The sequence below is a fragment of the Synechococcus sp. genome (assembly GCF_982614295.1).
The window spans coordinates 1-18,277 of the sequence record NZ_CEXBMR010000039.1 but is presented as its reverse complement, the minus strand read 5'-3'; the positions used below and the strand labels follow the sequence as shown (position 1 = coordinate 18,277).

22 protein-coding genes, 3 tRNA genes and 1 pseudogene are annotated in these 18,277 nt (G+C 49.1%); 14 read left to right on the top strand and 12 right to left on the bottom strand.

Annotated elements, in window-relative coordinates; all coding sequences use genetic code 11:
* Positions 1 to 188, top strand: a pseudogene (locus AC2JC8_RS07535) (amino acid ABC transporter ATP-binding protein); the annotation flags it as partial.
* 377 nt (positions 189 to 565) lie between these two features.
* Here AC2JC8_RS07535 and AC2JC8_RS07530 read toward each other — a convergent pair.
* Positions 566 to 637: transfer RNA gene (locus AC2JC8_RS07530), tRNA-Thr, on the bottom strand.
* Between the two features lie 10 nt (positions 638 to 647).
* A tRNA-Tyr gene (locus AC2JC8_RS07525) sits at positions 648 to 729 on the bottom strand.
* Positions 730 to 798: 69 nt separating this feature from the next.
* Between AC2JC8_RS07525 and aroQ the strand changes: the two genes are divergently transcribed.
* Together aroQ and AC2JC8_RS07515 are read left to right on the top strand one after the other, a co-directional pair.
* Complete coding sequence (aroQ, locus tag AC2JC8_RS07520; protein WP_484400364.1) at positions 799 to 1,242, top strand: type II 3-dehydroquinate dehydratase; 444 nt, start codon at positions 799 to 801, stop codon at positions 1,240 to 1,242.
* Positions 1,239 to 1,865, top strand: coding sequence for a MiaE family protein (locus tag AC2JC8_RS07515; protein WP_484400363.1), 627 nt, complete (start codon positions 1,239 to 1,241; stop codon positions 1,863 to 1,865). The genes aroQ and AC2JC8_RS07515 overlap by 4 nt, the downstream gene beginning before the upstream one ends.
* A 195-nt stretch (positions 1,866 to 2,060) precedes the next feature.
* On the opposite strand, the gene AC2JC8_RS07510 is transcribed toward AC2JC8_RS07515, so the two are convergent.
* Positions 2,061 to 2,630 carry a 1,2-dihydroxy-3-keto-5-methylthiopentene dioxygenase gene (locus tag AC2JC8_RS07510; protein ID WP_484400362.1) on the bottom strand — a complete coding sequence of 190 codons (570 nt, stop codon included), beginning with the start codon at positions 2,628 to 2,630 and terminating at the stop codon, positions 2,061 to 2,063.
* A 69-nt stretch (positions 2,631 to 2,699) separates the two neighbouring features.
* Here AC2JC8_RS07510 and AC2JC8_RS07505 point away from each other — a divergent pair, with 69 nt between their 5' ends.
* Positions 2,700 to 3,446, top strand: a complete 747-nt coding sequence (locus AC2JC8_RS07505) for an SAM-dependent methyltransferase (protein ID WP_484400361.1) — start codon at positions 2,700 to 2,702, stop codon at positions 3,444 to 3,446.
* Positions 3,443 to 4,072 carry a DUF4079 family protein gene (locus tag AC2JC8_RS07500; RefSeq protein ID WP_484400359.1) on the top strand — a complete coding sequence of 210 codons (630 nt, stop codon included), beginning with the start codon at positions 3,443 to 3,445 and terminating at the stop codon, positions 4,070 to 4,072. The genes AC2JC8_RS07505 and AC2JC8_RS07500 overlap by 4 nt, the downstream gene beginning before the upstream one ends.
* Here the strand turns inward: AC2JC8_RS07500 and AC2JC8_RS07495 are convergent.
* A complete protein-coding gene (locus tag AC2JC8_RS07495; RefSeq protein ID WP_484400358.1) occupies positions 4,028 to 6,022 on the bottom strand; it encodes a glycosyltransferase family 2 protein in 1,995 nt (664 codons plus the stop codon). The genes AC2JC8_RS07500 and AC2JC8_RS07495 overlap by 45 nt on opposite strands.
* Before the next feature lie 19 nt (positions 6,023 to 6,041).
* Positions 6,042 to 6,968 carry a tRNA dihydrouridine synthase DusB gene (dusB, locus tag AC2JC8_RS07490; RefSeq protein WP_484420063.1) on the bottom strand — a complete coding sequence of 309 codons (927 nt, stop codon included), beginning with the start codon at positions 6,966 to 6,968 and terminating at the stop codon, positions 6,042 to 6,044.
* Positions 6,969 to 7,166: 198 nt separating this feature from the next.
* Between dusB and AC2JC8_RS07485 the strand changes: the two genes are divergently transcribed.
* From AC2JC8_RS07485 to proC, 7 genes are all read left to right on the top strand, one after another.
* Positions 7,167 to 7,538 (top strand): DUF1823 family protein, encoded by a 372-nt coding sequence (locus AC2JC8_RS07485; RefSeq protein ID WP_484401520.1) that lies wholly within the window; start codon positions 7,167 to 7,169, stop codon positions 7,536 to 7,538.
* 17 nt (positions 7,539 to 7,555) lie between these two features.
* Positions 7,556 to 8,917, top strand: coding sequence for a ribosome biogenesis GTPase Der (der, locus tag AC2JC8_RS07480; protein WP_484401519.1), 1,362 nt, complete (start codon positions 7,556 to 7,558; stop codon positions 8,915 to 8,917).
* The gene (locus tag AC2JC8_RS07475; protein ID WP_484401518.1) at positions 8,917 to 9,783 is read left to right on the top strand and encodes an energy-coupling factor transporter transmembrane component T family protein; all 867 of its coding nucleotides are present in this window, start codon (positions 8,917 to 8,919) and stop codon (positions 9,781 to 9,783) included. The genes der and AC2JC8_RS07475 overlap by 1 nt, the downstream gene beginning before the upstream one ends.
* Positions 9,784 to 9,807: 24 nt before the next feature.
* Positions 9,808 to 10,074, top strand: coding sequence for a PipX family protein (locus AC2JC8_RS07470; protein ID WP_255132040.1), 267 nt, complete (start codon positions 9,808 to 9,810; stop codon positions 10,072 to 10,074).
* Positions 10,075 to 10,077: 3 nt separating this feature from the next.
* Complete coding sequence (locus tag AC2JC8_RS07465; RefSeq protein ID WP_484420064.1) at positions 10,078 to 10,719, top strand: YggS family pyridoxal phosphate-dependent enzyme; 642 nt, start codon at positions 10,078 to 10,080, stop codon at positions 10,717 to 10,719.
* A gap of 80 nt (positions 10,720 to 10,799) precedes the next feature.
* Entirely contained in the window at positions 10,800 to 11,348 is a 549-nt protein-coding gene (locus AC2JC8_RS07460) for a cell division protein SepF (protein ID WP_295460181.1), read from the top strand.
* Positions 11,332 to 12,177 carry a pyrroline-5-carboxylate reductase gene (gene proC / locus AC2JC8_RS07455; RefSeq protein WP_484401515.1) on the top strand — a complete coding sequence of 282 codons (846 nt, stop codon included), beginning with the start codon at positions 11,332 to 11,334 and terminating at the stop codon, positions 12,175 to 12,177. Before AC2JC8_RS07460 ends, proC begins: the two co-directional genes overlap by 17 nt.
* On the opposite strand, the gene plsY is transcribed toward proC, so the two are convergent.
* The 5 genes from plsY to AC2JC8_RS07430 form a co-directional block, all read right to left on the bottom strand.
* Entirely contained in the window at positions 12,143 to 12,796 is a 654-nt protein-coding gene (gene plsY / locus AC2JC8_RS07450) for a glycerol-3-phosphate 1-O-acyltransferase PlsY (RefSeq protein ID WP_484401514.1), read from the bottom strand. The two genes, proC and plsY, sit on opposite strands and share 35 nt — an antisense overlap.
* Positions 12,793 to 13,659, bottom strand: coding sequence for a DUF3086 domain-containing protein (locus AC2JC8_RS07445; protein ID WP_484420065.1), 867 nt, complete (start codon positions 13,657 to 13,659; stop codon positions 12,793 to 12,795). The genes plsY and AC2JC8_RS07445 overlap by 4 nt, the downstream gene beginning before the upstream one ends.
* A gap of 292 nt (positions 13,660 to 13,951) precedes the next feature.
* The gene (locus AC2JC8_RS07440) at positions 13,952 to 14,395 is read right to left on the bottom strand and encodes a DUF3119 family protein (RefSeq protein WP_484401512.1); all 444 of its coding nucleotides are present in this window, start codon (positions 14,393 to 14,395) and stop codon (positions 13,952 to 13,954) included.
* Positions 14,396 to 14,412: 17 nt separating this feature from the next.
* Positions 14,413 to 15,159 carry an MlaE family ABC transporter permease gene (locus AC2JC8_RS07435; RefSeq protein ID WP_484401511.1) on the bottom strand — a complete coding sequence of 249 codons (747 nt, stop codon included), beginning with the start codon at positions 15,157 to 15,159 and terminating at the stop codon, positions 14,413 to 14,415.
* Complete coding sequence (locus AC2JC8_RS07430; RefSeq protein ID WP_484594445.1) at positions 15,156 to 16,568, bottom strand: MFS transporter; 1,413 nt, start codon at positions 16,566 to 16,568, stop codon at positions 15,156 to 15,158. Before AC2JC8_RS07430 ends, AC2JC8_RS07435 begins: the two co-directional genes overlap by 4 nt.
* 84 nt (positions 16,569 to 16,652) lie before the next feature.
* On the opposite strand from AC2JC8_RS07430, the gene AC2JC8_RS07425 reads away from it, so the two are divergent.
* Both AC2JC8_RS07425 and AC2JC8_RS07420 read left to right on the top strand, forming a co-directional pair.
* Positions 16,653 to 16,723 (top strand) — tRNA-Gly (locus tag AC2JC8_RS07425).
* A gap of 173 nt (positions 16,724 to 16,896) precedes the next feature.
* On the top strand, positions 16,897 to 17,052 hold the full coding sequence (locus AC2JC8_RS07420; RefSeq protein WP_484594444.1) for a hypothetical protein: 156 nt from the start codon (positions 16,897 to 16,899) through the stop codon (positions 17,050 to 17,052).
* A gap of 423 nt (positions 17,053 to 17,475) precedes the next feature.
* Here the strand turns inward: AC2JC8_RS07420 and AC2JC8_RS07415 are convergent, their stop codons facing one another.
* Entirely contained in the window at positions 17,476 to 17,904 is a 429-nt protein-coding gene (locus AC2JC8_RS07415; RefSeq protein ID WP_484594443.1) for a PIN domain-containing protein, read from the bottom strand.
* Between the two features lie 8 nt (positions 17,905 to 17,912).
* Positions 17,913 to 18,155: a hypothetical protein gene (locus AC2JC8_RS07410; RefSeq protein WP_484594442.1), complete on the bottom strand. Its 243-nt coding sequence runs from the start codon at positions 18,153 to 18,155 to the stop codon at positions 17,913 to 17,915.
* Positions 18,156 to 18,277 lie beyond the last annotated feature (122 nt).

Sequence of the window (18,277 nt, the reverse complement as noted above, 5' to 3'; positions counted from 1 at the left end):
TGCGCCAACTGGCGATTGATGGCATGACGATGGTGGTGGTAACCCATGAGGTGGGATTTGCCCGAGAAGTGGCAGATAGGGTGGTTTTAATGGATGAGGGCCGTGTGGTGGAAATAGCGCCACCGCAACAATTTTTTAATCATCCCGAACATGAGCGCACCAAGCGCTTTTTGGCACAAATCCTCTAAGGCAGCGTTATCTCAAGTATTTGGTTTTTTACTCTGGGCTGTTGCGGCCTAATAGAAATCAACTGGCTAACCACCCCAGCCACCCCAACCAAAGCCGTCATAATCGTCATTTATTCCCCAGTTTGGTGCATTCCAACTTGAGGGAGATTCATAGGGGCTAGGCCCTTTGGGGCCGGTTAAACTATCAATATTTAAAATGGGCTCAGTTTGCACTTGGCAGGGGCAAATGCAACTTCCAGTGTTGCTTTGATAGCCAACAGTTGGCGGATTGCAAGCACAGGTGCAAGCTTGAGCAATCAAACTGAAAGCAAGTAAGAAAGTTTCCATTCGCCAATTGTATTACTTTTAACCTTGAAGAGATTTAATTTCAATTATTAAGCCCTTGACGAGAATTGAACTCGTGACCTCTCCCTTACCAAGGGAGTGCTCTACCGCTGAGCTACAAGGGCATGTGGAAGGTGGGCCGGGTTGGATTTGAACCAACGTAGGCAGAGCCAGCGGATTTACAGTCCGCCCCCATTAACCACTCGGGCACCGACCCGCATCACACTCAAAGAATTTACCAGTGCACTACCCCCGCGCCTACGCTTATTAAAAAAAGACTGTTGCCATGCGGATCTTGGTACTGCACGGGCCAAATTTAAACCTGTTGGGAAGCCGTGAACCGGGGCTTTATGGCAGCTTCAGCTTGGAGCAGATCAACGTTGAATTAAGGCGGCGAGCTGATGGATATGGGGCAGCTCTCAGTTGTGTGCAGAGCAACCAAGAAGGGGTCTTGGTGGATCAAATTCAGCTAGCTAGGGGTGAATTTGATGGGATCTTGATCAATGCGGGCGCCTACACCCACACTTCTATTGCTTTGCGTGATGCCCTGCTTGCGGTGGCGTTGCCATATGTGGAGCTTCATCTGAGCAATGTGCACGCCCGGGAACAATTTCGACATAATTCCTACCTAGCTGATAAAGCGATAGGAGTTATATGTGGATTTGGAGCTACCAGTTATTTTTTGGCGCTTGATGGGATGGTGGCACATTTAAGCGCTAAAACTCAGTGACAATTGCCGCTATTACACCAATTCGTTGGCTTGTGAATTCCAGTAGTAACAGCTGGCTGGAGCAGGCAATCGCTCGGCCGCAGGAATTGTTAATTGACCATGCCCATTGTGAACGTAAAGCGGCAGGTGCTGCGCTGCAATTGATGTTTCGCTATCCCTCTAATGAAGCATTAGCCGTAGCTTTGAGTGCCTTAGCTCAGGAAGAGTTGATGCATTTTGATATGGTTTTGGCCTTGCTTCAAAGGCGGGGTATTGCTTTGCGTCCATTGCGAGCTCCTCCCTACGGAGCCAGCTTGATGAGCCTGATCCGTAAACAGGAACCACTACGGCAATTAGATGCATTCCTTGTTGCAGGTTTAATTGAAGCCCGCAGCCACGAGCGGATGGCACTGCTTGCAAGCCACCATCCAGATCAAGAATTAAGTAATTTATACCGTGAATTATTAGCCAGTGAAGCGCGTCATTTTGGTCTTTATTGGCTTCTATGTGAACGTTACTGGCCGCGGCAGGTGATTATTCCCCGTTTAGAAGAACTTGCATCCGCTGAAAGCAACGCTTTGATCGGAGAACTGGCCAAGCCTGAGGATTTACGTTTCCATTCATTTGGTGTTAATTCTCCTTAAGCAATGCAAATCCCCCTCTATTAACTGCATTTGTGCTTAGCGCCGGAATCAACGCTCTCGTTATTCGCAGGGTGTGGTTCATAGTTCTTGGTTTATTTAGCGTAACTTAAGTAGTTTTGATTCAGCCGTTGGAGCTGATCTAGCAAGGCTGCTCCCGGTTTATTTAAAGAATTACCGGCTTTTTTAAAAGAAATTTTAATATTTATTATCAACTTCTAGTAAAGGGTATCCCGTGGCGATTTGATCACCTGTGAATTCTGCTACCCAGCCGCTTGGATTATTAAAGAAACGGATGGCGCTAAAATTTGGATTTTCACCCATATCAAACCAATGCTTTGTTCCGGCCGGAACGCTTATCCAGTCATTTTGTTCACATAAAACCTGTAATACTTCATCATTTATGTGTAAACAAAACAAACCGCGGCCCTCTACAAAAAAACGTACTTCGTTTTCTGCATGGATATGTTCAGCTAAAAATTTTTGGCGTAAAGCAATTCGATCGGGATGTTCTGGTGTAACCCGAATAGCATCTACTACGGGGTAATCGCCTTTGGTTTGTGTTGCCGTTATCTCCCGGCTGTAGGCCGCCAAGATTTCAGTAGAACTTGCATCTTTGCCTAGATCTACCTTGGCAGACCAACGTTCAAACCCGATTCCTCTTTCCGCTAGGTAGTTTTTTATTTCGTCTGGCGCCGCACTTTTAAAAATTGGCCGGTTTGCGGTTTTACTTGTGGCGCAATGGCGGAAGATGGTGAGATAGCTCATGGTGCTCCCCTGGTTTATTGCTTTGCTGCAGTTTAGAAAGGGGTTTGCAGTTTTCTTGCATTGAGTGGCATGGCAGGGTTAACCCTTGTGGGGGTGGGGCCAGGTGATCCAAATCTTTTAACAGTGGCTGCTGTGCGCGCTATTGAAGCAGCAACTGTTGTGGCTTATCCGGTTGCGCAGCAAGGGGCAGAGGGTATGGCAGCTCGAATTGCGAGCCCATGGCTAAAAAATCAACAAAGCCATCGGCCTCTTTTGTTTCCGATGGTGGCAGCAGCGGAGCCGCGGCAAATGGCGTGGCGTTACGCCGCAGATGAGTTATCAGCGTTAGTAGCAACTGGTGAACAGGTGGTGCTGCTTTGCGAAGGGGACGCTTCATTATTTGCTAGTTGTTCTTATGTGTTGCTTGATTTGGCAGAGCGTTATCCAAACTGCCCCACAGCCGTTATTCCAGGCATAACGGCTGTAGCAGCAGCTGCAGCAGCTGCTGCTAAAAGCTTGGGGATGGCATGGCCTCTGGCTTTGCAGCAGGAGGGGTTATTAATTAAATCCACACCGAACAATGTTGAAGAGATGGAGATATTGCTTGATCAAGCAAAGGCCTCTGGCACGGTGCTTGCATTATTAAAACTTGGCCAGCGCTGGATTTGGTTGCAACCTTTGCTGGAGGTTCGCGGGCTATTAAATACAAGTTTATTTGCCCAGAGGGTGGGTTGGCCTGATCAGTTGCTGGCAACTGCTGATCAAGTGCCAGCGGCAGAAAAACCGTATTTCTCCTTGTTATTAATTCGCCAAAGCTGGCCTGAGGTGCTCCCTTGACTGCAATTAATTGGTTCTCACTACTGCATCCGGTATTGATGATCCTGTTTGTTTATCCGGTGGTGGGGGCAACTATCAGGCTTGGTTTATTGGTGCGAGAGCGGCGTTTAGGGATCACAAACCAGTTGGCGGCGGTGCCTGTTGAACATTCAGACCATGGCCGCTGGCTCACTGTTGCAGTGGTTTTCACTGTATTGATTGCTTTTGTTTATTCCTTTCTAAAATATTGGTTTGAACCGGCAGAACCATTTACTGGTGGCGTGCTGCGCTTAGCACTTCTATTGCTTGTGGCAGCTGGCAGCTTCATTGCTGTTGTTGCATTATCGGTTGTAAAAAAGCCGGCTTTAAGGGCAATTTTTGCGCTTCTTTGCTGGGCTGGTTTACTTGGGCTAGGTAGCGAACCTGAAATTTGGCGAGTTAGTGATAACCCATTAAATGCTTATTTTTGGAGTTCTCACTATTGGATCGGTGTATTGCTTACGGGCTTATTGCTTTTTTCACTGGCGGCAAGGCCTGAAATTCAAAATTCAATTCGAATGCGGCGTTTGCATGTAACAAGCAATGTGTTGGTGGCTTTGTTGTTAGCAGTGGCTGCTATTACCGGCACTAGAAATTTGCTTTGGTAACCACAGTAGCCGGCTGATTAAGGCAGAAAATGCTTGCCACTCTGGCGGTGCTTGCCGATTAGGCCAGGCGCCAGCTCTGCCGAATAACCAACGTTTCAATTCAATTATTTCAACAATTTCACTCTTTTCCCATTGCACCTTCAGCTTTGGCCCTGGTGCTAGAAATAACTCTTCTACTGCAATTGCTTGCAGTGAAATACCATTAAGTGAAGCGGGATCCAGCAAAAGTTTCCATTTAGCGCCAATTGGCCATGGCTTTTGGCAACTTAATTCCGCCCCTTTTTCACTTATTGCAACAGTCTCTATATTTTGTTTGCGGCCGGCAGTATTAATTAGCCAGCCTTTAAGGTTTAGTTGCAACCAAGGGGTTGGATCCGGGCAGGGGCGATCCCAGCAAACTCTCAATGCTACAAATAAAGCGAGCATATTTAGGCCAGCCCATAACAAGGCTAAGCCAAGCCCTGAATCAATCTGGCCCCGGCTAATGCTTGTAATTATTGAACTCAAGTTGAGCATATTCAACAAAATTAATGCCAGCAAAGGTAGAGCTAATACCAATGAAATGCTCCCCCGTTTGCGAATCCTATGTTTTGGTGTAATGCGAAAAGGTAATACCTTGCCCCATAGGCTCATTAACACCGTGCTGGCAAGCGGAATCGCAAGCGCCCAACCGTGTAATTCTGCCAGCAGCGCATGGCGACTACCGCGATTTAGCCAACCCACGCTAAAAAGTAAGCAAAGCCAAAGGGGTAATAGTTTATTAATTAGTGCATCTGTAGTGAATTGCACCGGCACCACCCCAAGCAAGCCAAAACTGAGGGGCATCAACAGCAACAACAGCCTTGGCACTGTGTTGAACCAATGCAAAGCACCCTCTAAAAAAACAAAGCGCTGTTGCCAGCTCAATCCTGATACCCGCAACGGACCTTGGGGTAATCGCAAAGCTTGAAGAGTGCCTGCTGCCCAGCGTTGTCGTTGTCGCACAAAATCCAGCATCGTTTCTGCGGCAAGCCCAGCGCTTAGCTTTTCTGCGTTGTAAACAACGCGCCAACCCTTAGCAGCGATGGCAGTGCCGGTAACAAAATCTTCCGAAATTGCAGTTTCAACAAAACCACCAACTTCATCTAGAGCACTGCGGCGCACTACAAATGAAGTACCAGCACACACCACTGCGTCCCAAGCACTTCGCACCGGCTCAATCCAGCGATAAAAACTTTCTTCATCAGGCAGCAGCCAACGCTCCATACCTAAGTTGCGCATCACTGGATCGGCATTTAAAAAACTTTGTGGTGTTTGCACTAACCCCACATCTGCTGGCAGCAATAAGCCAATGCAGCGATTCAAAAAATGTTGTTGCGGCACAAAATCGGCATCAAATACCGCCACTAGTTCAGCTTTTGCAACAGCAAGGCCGGAATTGAGATTGCCTGCCTTGGCATTCACACGTTCAATGCGATGTTTGTAATTGCAGCCGTATTTAAGGGCTAATTCTTCCACCTCAATCCGTCCTGAATCATCGAGAAGCCAAATTGTGCGATTTAAATAATTCATATCGCAGCAACCCTGTAGGCAGCGTTCAAGCACTGGTAATGGTTCGCCGCAGGTGGGGATCAACACATCCACCCAAGGGCGCCACATACTTTTTTGCCATTGCTTTTCGGCTTGGTTTGCAGCCGCAAAACCATCGTTGTAGTTGCGCCAGGAAAGCAGAATTGGTATTAAGCCGCTTATTAACAACCAAGCTTCTGCCGCAAGCAATAAAAAGCTCAAAGCCGCAGCTATCGGGGTGCTGAGGTTGAGGCTTTCAGTGAAGCGCCAGTGAAGATATCTCACGCTTAGCAACGCCAAAAGCAACATCAAGCTGCGACGCATCCAAATGGGACGGCTGGCTTCAGGCCGCCTGCTTAACCACAAAGGCCAAATCAGTAAAAGCCAAACAAATGCAGTCACTTGGGGGTAGTTGTTTTAGTTACAACTGCTTTTGCGCTTCTTCTAACAACGATTGGGTTGCTTCTGCTGTGGCGGCCCGCATTAAGGCATGGCGTAGTTGGGGGGCACCAGGAAAACCTATGCAGGTCCAACTTAAATGTTTTCGGGCAATCATTAAGCCGTGTTCCCCTTTCTCAGCAAGCAACATCTGCAGGTGATCACGGGCAAGAGTTAGGCGTTCATAGCTTGTGGGTTCACCAGGATCAGGGGCACCGTTCAACACGGCCTGCAGCCTTCCCACCAGCCAGGGGGCGCCCATGCTGGCGCGACCCACCATTACCCCAGCAGCACCAGTAATTGCGAGGCAATTCAGGGCATCATTTGGGCTTGTGATATCGCCGTTGGCTATTACTGGTATTCGCAATTGTTGCCGTACTGCAGCGATCGCATGCCAATCGGCTCTGCCTTTAAAACCTTGCTCCCGGGTGCGGCCGTGTAAACAAAGCCGCTGGGCTCCTGCTTCTTGCAGCATCAAGGCAAAGCCCAGTGGGTTGGCAGAGCTATTGCACCAACCCAATCTGGTTTTTACAGTTACCGGCAGTTTCACTGCATTTGCCACGCTTTCTACAATTTTGGCCGCTAGATCAGGGCTGCGAATCAAGGCGCTGCCGCCTCCTTTACGGGCGATTTTGCGCACCGGGCAGCCCATATTGATATCGATCAGCACCGCACCACTTGCTTCCGCCCGACGAGCAGCCTCCGCTAAGGCAGTGGGGCGATGATCAAATAACTGCACCGCTACGGGGCCAATCTCATCGGCTAATTCCTCTACCTTGTAACGCCCGAAACCCAATTCAAGGCTGGTGGCATTCACCATCTCGGTGAAAAGCAATGCATCCGGCGCCCAACGACGCACCAACTGCCGAAAACAACGATCGCTCACCCCCGATAGAGGTGATTGCAACACCAGCGGAGGCTCTTTCTTGAAAAGTTTGATTGATTTGGTGGATGAAATTTTTAATGTTGCTGAGTTGTTTGAATTATTAAGCATTTTTTATTGCCACGATTTTAGTTTCACTTAGTAGCTTTTTATTGCTGAACCAAGGGTGATAATACCCCCATAACTTAATCTATAGAGAAGAATGCACACAGTTATCAAATTGCTATGAAAGATGAGTTGCTCTGGCAGATTCTTGATGGGGCGATTGAGGATCACATCGTTTGTGAATTGATTTGGGAGCGTTTGGGTTATCTGCAAGCAGCGGATCTGGTTTGGCAAGCCGGTCCCTCAACTCCTCCGGAATGGAGCAAGGCCTATCCGATCGCGCCGGATTTCATTGCAGATCGTGCCCCAACAGTGATGCTTACCAGATCAATACCAACTGCATATAAGCAATTGTTAAAAGAGGAGCTTGGATTTAAGGGATATCAAATAAATCAGTTGGTGCCGCGCCTAACCCGACGAGCGACCGCCGTAAGTTGGTTGCTGGCATGGCGTAAAACAAAAGATGGGCCTGTAGGGTCAATAAATAAGTAAATAAGAGGACAACAGCCGTGGCTCTACCGGTGGTAGCAATCATCGGGCGTCCAAATGTGGGTAAATCCACCCTGGTAAATCGGCTCTGCCGCAGCCGTGACGCCATTGTTCATGATCAGCCTGGGGTAACTCGCGATCGCACCTATCAGGAAGGTTTTTGGGGTGATCGCACTTTTAAAGTGGTGGATACAGGCGGACTTGTATTTAACGACGACAGCGAATTTTTACCAGAAATCCGCGAACAAGCAAAACTAGCGATGGCAGAAGCTGCTGTGGCTGTAGTTATCGTTGATGGCCAATACGGCATTACAGCTGCTGATGAAACCATCGCTGAATGGTTGCGCCATCAGAATTGCCCAGTGTTGCTTGCGGTAAATAAATGTGAGTCGCCAGATCAAGGCTTAGCAATGGCGGCTGAATTTTGGACTCTCGGCCTTGGTGAGCCCTATCCGGTTTCCGCCATTCATGGCGCCGGTACTGGCGAATTACTAGACAAAGTAATTACCTTTCTGCCCTCTACCCCTGAGCAAGAAGGCCTTGAAGAACCGATTCAAATGGCCATCATCGGTAGACCAAATGTTGGTAAAAGCAGCATTCTGAATTCTATTTGCGGCGAAAATCGAGCAATTGTGAGCCCAATTCGCGGCACCACCCGCGACACCATCGATACAACGATTGAAAGGGAGGGGAAAACTTGGAAATTGCTTGATACCGCAGGTATTCGCCGTCGCCGCAGCGTTACCTATGGCCCCGAATTCTTTGGCATCAACCGCAGTTTCAAGGCGATCGATCGCAGTGATGTGTGCGTTCTAGTGATCGATGCGGAGGAGGGGGTAACAGAGCAGGATCAACGCCTAGCCGGCCGCATAGAAGAAGATGGCCGCGCTTGCGTGGTGGCAGTTAACAAATGGGACTTGATTTCAAAAGACAGCCACACCCTTCCTGCCATGGAGAAGGAGCTGCGCTCAAAGCTTTACTTCCTTGAATGGTCTCCCATGCTGTTTATTTCAGCCCTTACTGGCCAGAGGGTAGAACGTATTTTTCCCCTAGCAGCACTTGCGGTGGAACAGCATCGGCGCCGAGTGAGCACCTCAGTTGTGAATGAAGTGCTCCAGGAGGCCCTCAGCTGGCGCACCCCCCCCACCACCCGGGGTGGCCGTCAAGGCAAGGTCTACTACGGCACCCAGGTGGCGGTTCGTCCGCCAAGTTTCACTCTTTTTGTGAACGATCCCAAGTTGTTTGGTGATACTTATCGCCGTTATGTGGAACGCCAGATTCGAGAGGGTCTCGGTTTTGAAGGATCTCCCCTGCGCTTGTTTTGGCGTGGAAAGCAGCAACGGGATGCAGAACGGGATCAATCAAAAGCAGCTGAGCGTTGATGGACTGGCTGCGACAGCTACCGATTGGTCAATATGTTGCTGGCAGCGGTTGGTTGCGACAGCTGGATCCTCGTTTGAAGTTTCTCTGGAGTTTGGCTTTTCTACTTACGCCAATTTTGGCTGGTCCTTTATGGCGGCTCGCCCTCGTGGCTTTGCTGCTGTTGTTAACTTTTTGCAGCGGCATTGCCTGGCGGATTTGGCAGCGCAGCTTGCCCACCTTGCTGGCTCTTTGCGTTGCGATTGCTTTATTAGCAGCGCTCTTACCCAGCGGCCCTGAACGGCCATTACCACTGCAGAGCCCCCCAGAAAACTCCCTGCTGCCGCCGCCACCGGCCTGGGTGCTATTGCAGGTGGGCCCCCTAAAAGTAACGAAACGTTCGGCTGAATTGGGCTTAAACACTGGCACCTTGCTTTTTACCTTGATGCACAGCGCCAATCTGCTGCTGGTAAGCACGGCCCCAGAGGAGCTGGCTTGGGGTATGAGCGCCTTGATGCAACCTTTGGAGCGCTTTGGGGTGCCTGTCCAGAAACTTGGCTTCCAACTGCTGTTAGCCCTGCGCTTTGTGCCGCTTGTGCAAGAGGAATTACAAAATCTTCTGCGTGGCTTGGCCACCCGCGCCTTAAATCTGCGCCAACTTGGCTGGAAACAACTGCTGGCTTTGGTTTTAGCAGTGGCTGAAAGATTGCTAGCCAATATTTTGTTGAGGGCAGAGCAAGGAGCAGACGCCCTGATGGCCCGCAGCGAGCTTTGGCGTTCACCAAGCGCATTAAGGGTGCCCCGTGTTCCCTTGATCTGGTTGGATGGATTGTGCCTTTCGGCTTTGCTGATGCTTCTGGCGCTGCGAATGCGTTTTGGCGGCTTCTAACGATCTTCTTAAGGAGTAACCCCAGTGAGCGCTGAACGTTATTTAAACCATCCCACTTTTGGTTTGTTATATCGAGTGTGCCCTGCTGGTGAAGCCCAGGAAGTGTATGCAACCCTTTATGCGCAGCGCATGTTCTTCCGGGTTAGCCATCACGCCCGTGGTGCAAATTTTGAATCGATGCCACTGTTAGACGCACGCTATTTGGCGGAGCAAAATTTATTAAAAGAGCGCCGCAATCGTTCGGTAGATCTGCCTTTATGGCAGAAATTATTTGAACAAACTTTTATATAAACCGTGGAGTTATTGCAGCAGCGTTACCGGAGCTTGCGCCAGCAATTGCCAGCTTCTGTGCAACTGCTGGCGGTGAGCAAAGGGCAATTAGCAGCTGATGTAAGGCTTTTGTATGAAATGGGCCAGCGTAGTTTTGGCGAAAGCCGTTTGCAGGAAGCTCAAGCCAAGCAAGAACTGCTCGCTGATCTAATTAATCTTGATTGGCATTTTATTGGGAAATTACAAAACAATAAAGTGCGTGCTGTCTTACTTCGTTTTAGTACTCTTCACAGCGTTGAAAGTAGCGAGCTGGCAAAACGAATTAGCCGTATTGCCATAGAAGAAGGTCTTACACCTCAGCTTTATGCCCAGGTTCAATTACGCCAAGATTTAAATAAAGGTGGATTTCAGCTCTTGTCTTTGCGTCAGCAATGGCCTGAACTTAAAAAACTGCCTGGTGTTTGCTGGAAAGGGGTGATGTTGATTCCACCGCAGGGTTTAGGCAACCGGGAGCTAGATCAAGTTTTTAAAGAGGGGGCCAGCCTTGCAAAAGAACTTGGATTACCTGGTTGTTCTATGGGCATGAGCACCGATTGGCCCCTAGCTGTGGCTGCAGGCAGCACGCTGGTGCGAGTGGGCAGTGGCCTGTTCAGCGCCCATATTTGAACCTCAAAACGTAACCAAGAGCTTGCAACTGCAGCCAAGGGGCGCTATTTAAGAGCATCACGTCCTATGGGGTTTAGACGGTGTCGTTGTTCTCGCGCCTGAAATCGGTTGTTACAGGAGACGACTACCTGGATTCCGATTACGACGACGATCTTGAATACGATGAGTCTGTGGATTCAGCTGAACCAGCCCCAAGAGGTGGTTCTTTATCAATGGCTAATCAATTTGATCTAGGAGATAGCTTCATCGGCTCCAATGTGATTGGTATGCCTGGGATCTCCTCCAGTGCAGCGGAGGTGATGGTGATGGAGCCGCGCAGTTTTGATGAGATGCCCAAAGCGATTCAAGCTTTGCGTGAGCGCAAAACAATCATCATCAATCTCACGATGATGGAGCCAGATCAAGCCCAAAGGGCGGTTGATTTTGTTGCCGGTGGCACCTTTGCCATAGACGGCCATCAGGAACGGGTTGGTGAAAGTATCTTTTTGTTTGCACCTAGCTGTGTAACCGTTACCAGCGCCAGCACCGAGGAATCAGCTTCCCCAAGCGTGATCTCCCGCGATTCAAGCTTGGAGCAGCCCGCAGCCCCAAGTCCCGCCTGGGGTCGCTCGGATGCCCTCAACGGCTGAGCTTTTCCCTTACCTTTCCGGCTCAAGCCCTCAGCTGGGAATAATTGGATTAGGGCAGATGGCCCAAGCTTTATTGCGTCCGCTGCTTGAGCAAGATTTACTTAAACGCGAACAGGTGGTGGCCTGTGTGGCCAATCACGCTTCTGCACAGAACTTGCAGCAGAAATATCAAATTGAAGTGGGCCTTGATCCAGCCCCGTGCCTTAAAACTCCATTTCTTTTGCTAGCGATTAAGCCTCAGCAGCTTGAGCTTTTTTTGCAGCATTCAGTCCACAGCCTTGAACTTTCTACGCCGCAGCCTTTATTGATATCGGTGCTGGCTGGGGTAAAGCTAGAGCGTTTGCAGAAGGCTTTTCCTAATCATTCAGTGGTGCGGGCAGTGCCAAATACGCCTGCTCTAGTGCAAGAGGGCCTAATTGGGCTTTCCTATGGAGCTGGTGTAACCGATATTCAGCGTTCACAGGTTTCAGCTCTTTTTAAACCGCTAGGGCAGGTATTCGAGTTGCCTGAAAGCCAACTGGATGCTTTTTTAGCTCTGGCTGCATCGGGACCAGCATTTGCAGCTTTAGTGGTGGAAGGCTTAGCTGATGGTGGGGTGGCCGCTGGCTTGCCAAGGCAATTAGCGCTTGATTTAGCTGCAAAAATGTTGAGAGGATCGGCTGTGTTAATTGAAAAACAGGGCCTACATCCAGCCCAACTAAAAGACATGGTTAGCAGCCCTGGGGGAACCACCATTGCGGGCCTAAGGGAACTTGAGCGCTGCGGTTTGCGTTCTGCCCTTATGGAGGCAGTGGTTAAGGCTGCAGAGCGGAGTCGTCAGTTGGGGTAGGCGCCCGGCTGCCGATGCACGGTTCGGTGCCGGCAAGCAAGCGTTTGATATTGCTGCGATGCCGCCAAATCACCATTGCAGCGGTAAGAAAACCAAGCCCCATATACGTGGGGGTATTGCCGTAGCCCGCTGCCCAAAGCAACAGTGGTAATCCAAGCGCTGCAATCACACTTGATAAAGACACAATTCGGCTGCAGCTAAGCACTAAAAGGAAAATTCCAAAACAAGCAAAACCCACAGAAGGCACCAGCCCCAGCAACATGCCAAGGCCTGTTGCCACAGCTTTCCCCCCTTTACCCTTGAGCCAGATGGGCCAGATGTGTCCAGCAAGGGCAAGTACACCTGCAGCCACCAGCCAGGTGTGGGCATCGCTGCCCATCATTTGTTTTGCCAGCAAAACAGCTGCTGTGCCCTTGAACACATCCACGAGGAACACCAGCAATGCGGCGCTTTTACCAACGTGCCGCAATACGTTTGTGGCGCCGGTGGATCCTGAACCTTGCAAACGGATATCTATGCCAGCAAACCAGCGACCGGCAAGGTAACCGCTTGGGATTGAACCCAGCAGATAAGCCAGCAGAGGTAAAAGGAATTGATTGCTGATTGAATTACTAATCACAGCAAATCCTCTTGATAATTAAATTCTTGAGGATCAGCGGCAAATAACAACCAGAGGGGGAATTGCAAAATTGGTATTGCCACGGTGGCCTCTGCTGCATCCACCACGATGAATGGCAGTTCACCCTTTTCCTCTAAGCGATCAGCCCGTTCCACCAAAGCTTCGTGGCGTTCAAACAGCACTACACCACTATTTGGGCCGAAATCCTCACGGGTGAGGCCAAGGCAATCCTGTAAGCCCCGGCGCCAATCGCCGAGTCGTTCAGGTTCACCTGCCAGCACAAGGGTTTGAAAGCGTTCCCCATAAAGTTCACCAAGAATTGCAATTGCAGCAGCGGCTACGAGCACGTTGCGGTTGCGGCTGCCACCACTGGGTTGGGCTCCCCTACCCCCCTGATCGAGAAACCAGCGTTGTAGCAATTGTCTTGAATTTTCATCAAGGCTGCGGCGCAGTTGCCAGGGCTCCGCATAAAAATCGGGATTTTCATTAAAGCTGGTGAGCCGATCAACTATTAGATCGGCATCGTTGCTGAAAATGCCGATAGCTGTGCTTGGAACAGCTTCTGGCGGCTGGTTAACTGAATTAGGGCTTGCGAAATCAAGGGGAGAAGGTTGAACCGTAAGAGTTTCAGGAATCAACGGCAGTTGTTCCACACTGCGGGCTAGATCCTGAAGTGCACCGGTGAGATAGTCCTGAAAGCCCTTTACTCGGCGGCTCAAGCCATCGGCATTACCAACAAAATGGCTGTTTATCTCTAGTTGCAGCTGGGTTTTTCGGCTTTCCAAAGCGGTAATTTCCGCTTGCAGCTCGATTCGTTTCTGCTGCAGCTCCTGGAGCGCTAATTGCTGCCAAGACTCATCCACAACGTTGAATTTAACTAGGGGCAGTGTGACACCAACTGTAAAAATGTATTCAGGAATACTAAATTTTTTCTGCAATCGAAGGCGGCGTGCTCGGTTCTTGCTTTAAAACCGAAAAGTAATGAGGGGCGTTCTATGGGTGCAGTTGAATCCCTTGCCGTTAAGCGATTGATCCGCAAGCGGCTCAGCCGTGCAGTGGGGGCCCAAGTGGAATTAGTGAGTTTGCAAGCGGCAACTGGCGATGGCAATTTCAACGGTTTTCTCGCCGCCCAGGGCAAACTGGCGCGCTTTTGCTTTACAGCTGGTGGGGAGAGGCTTCAATTGCTTCCCCAATATCAACTTTTCCGCTGGGACCGATCCGTTGCTTGAGTTCACTTTGTAATTGATTAGCACTAAAAAGCATTGGTAAAAAATGAATACTATTTATTTCACGAAAATAAAACAAAACCGGAAAACGAGGCCAAAAAATCTGCCAGTATTGCCATTCCTTATAGGGAAAACGCTTTATTTCAACTGCTGGTGCTCCCCAGCTTCTGCGGGTAACAAGTAAGGCGTCTGCGCTAAATGTTAGTTGCAAGATAGCTGTTTGGATAAACAAAAAAACGCTAAAAATAGCTAGCACTAAACCTGCAGGAAAGTAAATAATGCCAAATAATATTGATATAATTAACATGCCAGTTGCCACCCATGCACGGGGTGAAATTGTAAAATTGCTGCCGTTATTTTCTGTGTTAGCCATTTTACCAAAAAGCTTGTTCAACCAAAGAGTAGTTGGGTAAGCACAACATCTATAATTGCAGTTACCACTAAAATCATTACCACAGCTCCGGTTGTACTAGTGCCCACCTCTTTTGGGCCGCCGCGAGTTGTGAGGCCCCAGCCACAGGAGATGATTGAAATTATTAAGCCAAATACTGTTGCTTTTATCAACATTCCTATTACATCACTTGGTTGCATCCAGCTGCGAACAGAATTCCAGAACACATTTGGGGGGATGCGATAGAGAAGTGTGCTGCTGAATTGCCCAGAGAAAAGACCGACTGCAAAAAACAGCAAGCATTGCACTGGCGACATAACTAATAAAGCCAAAACCCGTGGCACCACTAGGAATTCCACAGGGTCTGTGCGCAACATCGTGATGGCATCGATCTGTTCCGTTACCTTCATGGTGCCAAGGGACGCTGCATAGGCGGTAGCTACCTTCCCTGTAATCAAGGTGGCGGTAAGCAATGGGGCTATCTCCCTTGATAAACCAACTGCCAAAATGCCGCCAACGGTAGAAGCAGCTCCTTGCTTTGTTAACTCTGCAGCAACTTGGATATTAAAAACTGTGCCTGAGGCAAGGCCGGTTATTAAAATAACAAGGAAGCTGCTAGGGCCAGCTTCCATGAGATTGTCTATCAATTCATTTAAATTTATTTTGCCTTTCGCCACAGCAGCTAGGGCTTGTCCACCGATCAAGGCGCTACTGCCAAGCCTTGATAACCAACGGGGTGTTTTCATGGGTTAAGGGCGATTGGATGCGTGCGCCTCGGCCAACGGCGCACTACTAATAAGCCGAGTACAACTAAAACCGCTGGAATTAAACCCATGCAAAGCCGAATTGTGGTGAGTGCCGATGAAGGTAAAAGAATGGAATCAGTGCAAGCTTTGTAGCCACTAAGAGTTAAAACATTCCCTAACACAAATATACTAAGCCCAATGCCAAACTTTTGAATTACTACCATCCAAGCTGTATATAAACCTGCTGGTTTTTCAGGATCCGCATCAATTGCATCTGGTAATAAAGACCAAGGAATCAGAAAAGCGGTTGATCCCCCTAGGCCCACCGCAAGAATTGTGGTCACAAGCAATACAAAATTAAGGCCATTGGAAAAAGAACCCATTGGCGCCACCGCCCCATCTAGGGGTATGAGCAGCATTGCTACCAGGCAGGCCACGATCCATAGCAGGCCGCCGCTGCGCAAGGCTGTAATTCGCCCCCAACGGCTGCTTACCCAGCTCCAAAGTTGTAAACCAAGTAGAGCACTGATCTGAAATGGCACCAGGATCCAGGTGCTCCAATTTGAGGGCAGATGCATCACCACATTGAAATAAAGCAAAGCAACGGTTTGCATCAACTGCAAAGCGCACCAAAGCAATAGATAAAGGCCTAACACTTTTAAGAAGCGACCGTTACGGCTAACACGCAAAAGTTGTTGCTTGATTGGTTCTTTTTTACCGCTTGGTTGCTGGCAATGTTTTGCAAATGGCTTTAAACCCCAGCCACAAGCAAGAGTTCCTACCGCAACTACCAGCCCACCAATCAAGCCCATCTCTAAAAATGCGCCACCGCGCAAACCAGCGCCACCTCCACATTCATTTACTTTTACCCCCACCATTGCCGCAATTACTACTCCGCTTAAGCCGGCCAAAATTGAACCGGTAAAGCGGGCTGCGTTAAGCCGGGTGCGTAGATCGATATCTGGCGTGAGTTCAGCAGCTAAGGCGGAATAGGGCAGATTTACACAGGTATATGCAATTTGTGTACAAGAGGCGATAACAACCAGCACAGCAAATTTGATCCAGATCCCACCGGGGGGGGTCCACCAGCTGGCGGCTACGAAAACTCCAAGTGGTATGGCGCCGTAAAGCAACCAAGGAATCCGTGGACCAAGGGGATGCTTGGTGTGGTCGCTTAGAAAGCCAATAAATGGATCATTCAAGCCATCCCAAAGCTTGAGCACCATCAGAACGCTTCCCGCCATCCATGCGGGGAGCCCCACCACGGAGGTGAAAAATACAAAAAGATAGAACCCCATTTGGGTTGCCACCATGCCGGTGCCGGCATCGCCAAGGCCATAACTCCAAAGCAAACGGCGTTCACTGCCAACCGATAGAAGGCTCGGTGTTGAAATTGGCAATTCGCTCAAGCTCGTCAAGCAGGATTATTTGCACATTTGTGCCTATCATGGTGCAGGACCAAAACGGTTAGGAGTGCAGCTCCTGCCTGAATCGCGGGCGTAGTTTAGTGGTAAAACCTCAGCCTTCCAAGCTGATGATGCGGGTTCGATTCCCGCCGCCCGCTTGCTTTTCTAGATAAGGGTTCTCAACACAATCGAGCAAGAAGTCCATAAATGTCAAAATAACTACAACTATAGAATATTTTAAGTTACATGCTTCTTTACGAGGCGTCACTTTACTACTTGGACCTTTATTGTTTTAAGATATACATTCAAACGCCTTTAAGCTACTGGTTTAATGAATCAAGCTCAAACAACAATTTTATTTTCTCTTAATTGGCATCCATCTGGCGAATTAGCACCAGAAGATCTTGAAATTGTGTTAAAGGCACTTGACGGATCTGGTGATTTATGCAAAGAAGAATTTAGCCATCAAGAACTGCAAGCAGCTTAGATTTAATCCAATACTATTAAACTATACCTTAATTTTACCAAGAGCTTGTATGCTCTAGCAGGCTTACGCTCTTGTTTGTCTCCGATGCTATTTAATCTTGCTATTAATACAAAAAGTACGCAATACGCACAAAGCCACATGGTTGAGGGACAAAAAATATTTTTGGGTTGGTTATTTTGTTGATACCTAGATGCTCTAATTGAAGTTGGGTTATCGTCTTGATTTTTTGTACTAGTTTGCAAATCAACCCAACGCCTAGGGCGTGCATCATTACGGATAAGTTGCGCTGCTTTTGCAATTGACCAGTTGCAATTTGAAGCGCAAAAACATCAATGATCTGCACCTTGCTTGTAAGACGCCGCGTTCAGCTCTGATGCAGCCCCAGCGGCGCAAATAAAACAACAGTGCGTTTGGCTTGTAGACCTAAGGCGAGGGCAGTTCTGAGCTTTTAAAGGGATTACGAATCTCAAGGCCTTCAAAATGCTGGCCGACATTGAAATCCTCGCTGTAGAGAACCGAGCAATGGCTTCTGATTGCTGCTTCCAAGATCAAAGCGTCGAACCAGGCAATCTGGTTGGCTGCTGCCAATTCGTGGGCATCAAGCACAAGGGCCGTATCGGTTGGCACAACTTCGAAATTCGCAAGCGCCTCCAGGGCTTTACCAGCTTCCGAGGTGGAGATGGAAGGTTGTAATTTGCGGGCCATCACGGCTCGCAATTCAATAAGTACCTGGGTGCTAATAACAATCTCATCGTCTTGGGCTAATTGGCGTAGCCAATTCTTGGTGAATTGCCCTTTTTGGGCCTCCCGTTGATCCAGGCGATAGACCCAAAGGTTGGTGTCAACAAACACGCGCATATTCAGCCCAGGCTGCGCCCGTGGAGCGACTCCCGGCTCCATGGGGCCTGGCTGGCGCTACTGGAGCGATCAGCAACCGCATCAAAGGCATCAAGAGCCTGGATCCGTCTGGAGCGGGCATCGACGTAGCGGCTGAGGTAATCACGCACCAATGCGTTCACTGAGGTTTTCTCCCGCAGGGCTGCTTCCCGCGCCTTCCGCAAAAGGGTGCCATCGAGGCTGAGGGTGAGGTTTGCCATCGCCATGGTCTTGAGCGCAGGCTGATTCTAGCAATAAAATCAGTGCTACACATAACCCGTGCTTACGAGTTGGCAATTACAGGCCCTGAGGAATGGAACATTCAAAGCTTTCTCACCGGCCATACCCA